The sequence below is a fragment of the Leucobacter celer subsp. astrifaciens genome, assembly GCF_001273835.1.
Lineage (GTDB): Bacteria > Actinomycetota > Actinomycetes > Actinomycetales > Microbacteriaceae > Leucobacter > Leucobacter celer.
On record NZ_JHEI01000228.1, the window covers coordinates 1 to 7199 of the forward strand.

Consider the following 7199-nt stretch of genomic DNA (forward strand, 5'->3'; position numbering starts at 1 on the left):
AGGGCCGGCCCCGACCACCGCTGCTCCACGGGAAGATGTCATGGAACCAGTCCGGGTATCGTACGTGATAGGCGCGGGATATCGAGGAATGCGGCGCAAGCGAGACACCCCCAACAGGCGCCGGTTGCTGACCGGATCGCAGGAGTTCATTCAACTGCACTCGGAATCAGAAAGGTCCACGATCGTCCAGGGGGAGTAGCGTCCATCGGGAACGACGAGGCGCAGTTCGAAGGTCATTTCGCCGAGGCTGAGCCCGTCGAACTCCTCGCCCCACTGCGTCAGCGGAGTCAGCGACGGCGCCCACCACCACCACGGATCTTCAGGGTCCGTGCCGCTGAATACGTCGGTGAAGACGTTTCCTCGGCCGTCGTCGACGGATTCGTTTCCCGGCGGGACGAGCAGTTTAGCCTCGCCGGTTCCGGGTCCTGATAGGCGTGCGCGAAGCGCGCCGTACTGATTCGAGTTCCCACTCGGATGCACGGCTCCTGGCTCTCCGTTATCGAAAGAACAGTCGAAACCGGCAACGATCGAGGGATCCTCGAGGTCGTCGTCGTCCTCTCCACCGTCCGTTTCGTCCTCATCCCCCTCTCCGTCGTCCGGTTCGCTCTCAGGGGCGTCGTCTTCCTCGTCGCCGTCTTCTCCGTCGGCGTCTCCCTCGTTCTCGTCTGCCTCTTCACCCGTGTCATGGTCGTCATCTTCGCCATCGTCGTCGCCGGGCTGGTCGTCTTCAGGCTCCACGAGAGACTGGAAAGGGTGCTGGTCATCCTGTTCGGCGGCGAAGCGGATCGCCACCGTGTCCGAGGTCCGGTCGGGCGATGGTCTTCGTGGTTCCGGGTCGAAGAACGGCCCTGTGGAGCCCGGCGTACTCACCGGACTACCGGTGTCGAGCGGAGGGGAAGCATCCCCGCGCAGCATGAACATCGAGACCCCGAAGACCGCGGCGCCCACAACGGCCACAGCGAGGGTGATTCCGGTGCTCATGAGAACCGGCGCAACACCGACAGCCGCGGAGCTTCCGGTTCCGGAGACGGCGCCCGGCGCGGCACTGACCGGGTTCGCCGAAGCAGGGTGCCCGGCCTGACGTGCGCGTGCGGCGCCGGGTTGCGTCGTTGCGTTCGCGACATCGATCTGCTCCGAGCGACCGAACCCGGAAAGCAGTGTCGCACTCCCTGAGCCGACGAAGATCGCCGTCAGTAAGAGGGCGAGTTTCTCGTTGAGCGTTCGGATATCGGAGGACGCTCGAGCACAGGTCGGACACGTACCGATGTGCGCTTCGACTTCGCGTTTCACCCGTGCTGTCAGTCTTCCCCTGTGGAACCTCTCGACGTGCCGGAGTGCGAACTCGCATTCCGGGGAGCCGTGGCGAGTCTTGATATGTGCATCCACCCACGCCGACTGCAGAGCCTCCCGAGCTCGGATTGCAAGCGCGGAAACCGCGTTGGGGGAGAGCTGCATCAACTTCGCCACCTCACGAGGAGGTAATTGTTCGACCACCGTGTACCAGAGGACTGTCTGCCATCGCGCAGGCAACGAGGCGAACGCTTGTGCCGCTGCATCGAGATCGAATGAGGACTCGTCCCACGGAGCATCCGGCACGGCGATCGGAACGGTGTCGAGGATATCGGTCGTGTCCTCCTGCGGAAGATAGCTGTCTGCTGCGACCCCCTTGATCACTTGGTACAGATAGGGGCGAAACGCCCCTTGCGGCCCCTTCCCCTTTGCAAGAGCCTCGTAGATCTTGAGATACGCCGTTGCGACCAGGTCCTCGGCGTCGAGGCGAGGCGCAAGACGTTGAGCCGACCGTATACCGGCTCGATGGTGGCGTTCCCAGAGCGCTGAGTATGCGGTATTCCTTGCCGCAGGTGCGCCCTCTCGGCAACGTTGAAGAAGTTCCTCATCCGAATCAGTTCCCCATGATTCCACTGGTAGTTCTGCCACTTCCTGACATGCGTACGCGTTTACGAACGCGCACACGAAGGAAACGCTAACTCTGCCCTCAGCAGAGAGAACTCCTAACCCCGATCCATAACATAGCCGGTTTTCCGGCCAGGATCACTGGCCCGAGGAAAAGATTTTTCAAACCCGCGTCACGATTCGCAGGAAAGAGGGGAGCTACCAGTGTGCCCATCTTCCGGTTGCTCGACTCCTCTCCCCCCATTGACAACGCCGGCGACCGGAAGGTGGGCATCACGAAGGTTGGCATCACCGGTCAGTGGGGTAGCCGCCTTACTGCAATGAAGTAAGACGAGAAGGGGTCCTGATGAGACAACTGAACCAAGTACCGGATCGCGGAGCGGCGTGCTTCCGTGGAGCGACGGACACGGTGCTTCGACGCGCGATCGCTGGTGCAGGCGCCTCGGCCCTCGTGGTCGGCGCGCTTTTCGCCGGGCCGAGTATCGCGATGGCGAACGATGCGGAGGCACCGACGCCGCAGGAGCAGACCACCGAGACGCTTCAGGGGGAAGTCGACAATAGTGCTGAAGCAGCCTCGGAAGTCGTATCCGATGATGCGCGCGAAGGCGAGTCGCCGGAGGAGCCAAGCGAGTCCGCACTCAAGACGCAGATCGACGAACCCCGCGTCGAGACGGCGGCAGAAGAGGCTGAGGAGGATGAGCAGGCCGATGCCACGTTCGACAGGGTCTACATCGTTCAGGCCAGTCAGTACCAGGGCGGCGCTGTCGACGTCGCCTACCAGCTGGCCATCCCCGACGCGGTGACCATGGGCGACACGGTGCAGCTCACCTTCGAGGCGCCGCTCGAGTACGACGACTCCGTGCAGCCGGTGCTGCGCGACGATCAGGGGGAGATCGTGGCGGCCGGGGAACTGACCGACGCCGAGAATCGGGTTATCACGTTCACCTTCACGGATTACGTCGACAAGAACAAGAACGTGAAGATCTCCGGATCGTTCGCGATGATCGCGAACGATCCCTCCTTGGATGGCAACCTCGATGGTCAGAGCACCCACCATGAGCTCGCATTCACACAGGGTGAGACGATCTTCACGGACACCCTTGAGATCATGCCGCACTCGCGCACCCCGTTGACCAAGGTCTTCAACTACGGGGTGTGGACCGGTGAGGACAAGGGGCACGAGAAGCCGGAGAACGCGGTCCTGTGGACGGCCAACTCTCCTGAGGGCGAGTGGGAGGGAATGACGGTCACCCTGAAACCCGCGACCGGTTCGAATGGTCAGAGCACGTCGAGTTTCGACTGCGCCACGCTGACGTTCTACACGCAGGAGGTGCCCGACGGCGGCCTCTACCACCACACTGCCTATGACAATGATGAGCAGCGCACCCTGAGCGGCACGATCGATGAGCGTCCGAGTTTCGTATCCGACGTGCAGTGCGATGCTGACCAGGTGCAGGTGACTTACACCGGGCACATCGCCGACAACTTCCTGCGCCAGTTCACGATCGAGGCGAGTGTGAATGATCGGGATCAGATCGGCCACTTCGGCTCGGTGGTGCGCGCCACGGGCATCGCGGCCTCCGAGGGTGCCGTCGAGTGCCCGGATCCGATCTGGGGCGGCGAGTACGTCGATTTCGCGTCGGCCTGCGATCTGTCGGAGACTCACTGGTACAACTTCGTGGCCCGTGACGCGGCAGTCGGCGGTGGCGAAGGCGAGAACCGCGACGCGTCGATCGATCTTGAAAAGTACTCCACCGCGGACGGTCCGGTCGAGGGCGACTTCGACACGACTCCCGGTAAAGCCCTCGAGAAGGGCTCGACCGAGCACATCACCTTCGAGATCACCAACACGGGTGAGGAGACCCTGACGGATATCACGCTCGTCGACACCACGATCGTCGGCGCCGAGCTCGCCATGGTCTCGTGCGATCTCGAGGGCGTCACGCTGGCAGCCGGAGAGTCGGTGACCTGTGAAGGCGCAGTCACCGTCGCGAAGCCGGGTCAGCACGGTGATTCTGCGACCGTGACCGCGATTGCTCGAGGCGGTGCTCAGGTGACCGACACGGACACCTGGTGGGGCACGGTCGCACCCGATCCCGTAGTCCCACCCGAGACGCCGGAGACGCCTGAGACACCGGAGAAGCCTGGCGCGCCGAAGAGCACCGACCGACTGGTGACGACCGGCGGCGATGACCTTTGGCTGGCTGCGGGATTCGCGACGCTATTGGTGATCGGCGGCGGTGCTGCCTTCGGGATCGCCAGAGGCCGTCGCGTGGAGCAGAGCTAGTCGCCGGCTCGGCCTCTGAGAGGGGTGGCCGGAGGAGGTCGCCCCTCTCCCACAACCGCACCAGCGGTTTCGTCACTGCAGCACAAGCATCAGTAAGGAAGAACAGTTCACATGACTCACACGCAACCATCTGCAAGGTCGAGAGGCCTCGCGTTCGGCCTTGGCCGAAAAGCCGCAGCCGCAGGAGTAGCCGGCTGCCTCGCAATCTCGGGTGTGCTCGTCGGAGGCTCAGCCGCGTTCGCCGCTCCCGGCACCATCTCGGGCCTTATCTGGCAGGACTGGGACGCTGATGGCGTGCGCACCGGTGATGAGCCCGTGATCGCCGGCGCTTCAGTGTATGCGCAGAACGATGCGGGCGAGACCGTCGGCCCCACGCTCACCGATGCCAACGGGCGTTATGAACTGGCCGTCGGCGAGGACAGCACCCGGTGGCGGGTGCATGCCGCACCACCCGCGAACAGCGGACTCCAAGACGGGTACCTCTCCACCGATAGCGGTTCTCACAGCCAGAGCGACGTTCGTTTCGCTTCCTCGGGTGACGAGGACGTGCACTTCTCTTTTCAAGCTCCGAGCGAGTACTACGAGAGCAACCCCTACGTCTATCTCCCGGTGCAGGAGATGGGCAGTACTGGGAGTCACGGTCCGAACCCGCGTGCCGGCGGCCTCATGCGGTTCGACAGCAGTGGGAACTACACGACGACTCAGGGAAGCTGGGTGGTGCCATTCGCCCAGACGGGGGCGACCTGGGGATCCGCTTGGATTCGGCCAGAGACCCCTGGAGAGCTGGGCAACCTCTATACGTCCGCAGTCGTGCGCGGGTACTCGGGACTCGGCCCCGGAGGCATCGGCGCGATTTACCGCGTAGTGCCTGACGGGACGAATCCGACCATGGATACCCCGACCGCCCACGCAGAGCTGCTCGTAGACCTCGCGGCCCATGGTATTTCGTTGGGATCAGAGGGCAGCGGGGCGACGAATCCTAATGTCGGTCTTGCGGGTCTCGGCGGGATGGCGGTCTCTCCCGACGGGAGAACCTTGTACGTCGTGAATCTCTTCACGAACTCGGTTGTCGAGATCAAGCTATCCGCGCCGGACACCGTCGAAAGTGTGAGCGAGCACCCGCTTGCGAAGCCCTACGATGATATTCACGCCTGGGGCATCACCGTCGATCAGAGGACCGGAGACGTGCTTGTTTCGGGTGCTCGGCAGAACGGCTCCCGCCATGTGGTCTGGCGTTTGGCCGATGACGATCTCGACAACTCCACCGTAGTGATGGACGATGCGATCGGCGAAGGAGCCCAGGCCTGGGCCAACGTGATCAACAAGAAGTACAACCAGTGGATGGCCACCGACATCGAGGTGATGCGCGATGGCCGTATCGCTCTCGGATTCACCAACAGGGTGGCGATGCAGCTGGCGTACAACGTCAACGGCTGGCCCGCCGGAGGCGACACCAACGGCGGATTCATCAAATTCGGAACTCGAGGCGGAGACGGGAACTACTCCGCGTCGGGTAAGCTCGCGCATTCCTGGCCTGACGGTAACGGCTTCGGTCAGCCCTACGCTGCGCTCGGATCCATCACCCAGAACTACATCACCGGCCAGTATCTTTCGACCGGTATTGACACGACCGCGAATGTCCAGGCGTCCGGGACACGTCGATTCGGTGCGAATGGGGCCGATCTCGGTTCAGGGGCCGGTACAACGCACGCGAATACGAATCAGGCCTGGGGCCTCGGGAAGTCCTCTGGGGTCGGAGACCTGGTGCAAGCCCTCGGAGTTGCTCCGATCGAGATCGGCAATCGCGTATGGCTTGATGCCGATCGTGACGGGTTGCAGGACCCGAGTGAGATCCCGGTCGAAGGCGTTGTCGTGACGCTGCTCGATGCGAACGGCGATCCCATTCTCGGAGCCGACGGCAATCCGGTCACCACGGTCACCGACGCCAACGGGGTCTGGAAGTTCCGCTCGGACGAGGTGCCGCTGAAGGGCAACACCGAGTACCGGGTGAAGTTCGATGCGAGCGACCTGCCGGCTGAAGCGGTCGCGAAGCTCGAGGAGGTCGGGGTCACCGATCCGACGAGGCTCAAGTGGACGAAGCGCACTGAAGACGCTGCGAAGATCGACTCCGACCCCAACCAGGACGGCATCACCGATGTGTTCAGCACCGGAGGCCCTGGGGAGAACGACCACAGCATCGACGCGGGACTGATGTTCGATTTCATCGGCCTCGACAAGAAAGTGCTGCTCGCGGGCGAGTCGCTCGAGAACGGTGTGCAGGACACCTTCAACGCCGACGGACCGCGAGAGGTGAAGGTCGGCGACGAGATCCGTTACGTGATCAGGGTCAAGGCGGAAAGCGACCAGGAGGACGTCTCCGTCAATGACCGACTGCCGTCGGGGTTGAGGGACATCGCGACAGCATTCCAGCTCAACGGTCAGAACGACCCTGAACAGAGCTATAGCGACAACGTCTGGTACATCGGCGATATGCAGGCCGGTTACGAAGCCATCATGACCGTCACCGCGACGATCGGCAGGACGTTCGCGGTGAACAAGCCGGTCACGAACCGCGCCCAACTCGTCGCCAACGGTGAAGAGGTGCCCGATTCTCCGCTTTCCGGCGATGACGATCCCACGAAGGATCTGACCGGAGGGCAGCGCAACACCGAGCCCGAGGACGGTTACGACTCGGTTGACCTGATCGTCGAAGAGGAGGAGCCCCCGGTGACCGCAGGCGGTAATCCGGATGCGACGGCTGATCCGGATGCGACGGCTGATCCGGATGCGACGGCTGATCCGGATGCGACGGCTGATCCGGATGCGACGGCTGATCCGGATGCGACGGCTGATCCGGATGCGACGGCTGATCCGGATGCGACGGCTGATCCGGATGCGACGGCTGATCCGGATGCGACGGCTGATCCGGATGCGACGGCTGATCCGGATGCGACGGCTGATCCGGATGCGACGGCTGATCCGGATGCGACGGCTGATC

The 7199-nt window shown here is 63.3% G+C and carries 3 protein-coding genes; 2 read left to right on the forward strand and 1 reads right to left on the reverse strand.

From position 1 onward, the window contains the following. Positions 1-150: 150 nt before the first annotated feature. Positions 151-1974, reverse strand: a complete 1824-nt coding sequence (locus AMS65_RS18940; protein WP_083451842.1) for a sigma-70 family RNA polymerase sigma factor — start codon at positions 1972-1974, stop codon at positions 151-153. A gap of 427 nt (positions 1975-2401) precedes the next feature. On the opposite strand from AMS65_RS18940, the gene AMS65_RS18355 reads away from it, so the two are divergent. Then, positions 2402-4201 carry an Ig-like domain-containing protein gene (locus tag AMS65_RS18355; protein ID WP_053385583.1) on the forward strand — a complete coding sequence of 600 codons (1800 nt, stop codon included), beginning with the start codon at positions 2402-2404 and terminating at the stop codon, positions 4199-4201. A 315-nt stretch (positions 4202-4516) separates the two neighbouring features. Next, positions 4517-7199, forward strand: a 2683-nt coding sequence (locus AMS65_RS18360; protein ID WP_394324732.1) for an SdrD B-like domain-containing protein, incomplete at its 3' end; no start/stop codon positions are given.

Excerpts from the sequence above, each read along its gene's own strand:
- AMS65_RS18355 (WP_053385583.1), top strand. The coding sequence starts at position 2,402 with ATGGCGAACGATGCGGAGGCACCGACGCCGCAGGAGCAGACCACCGAG.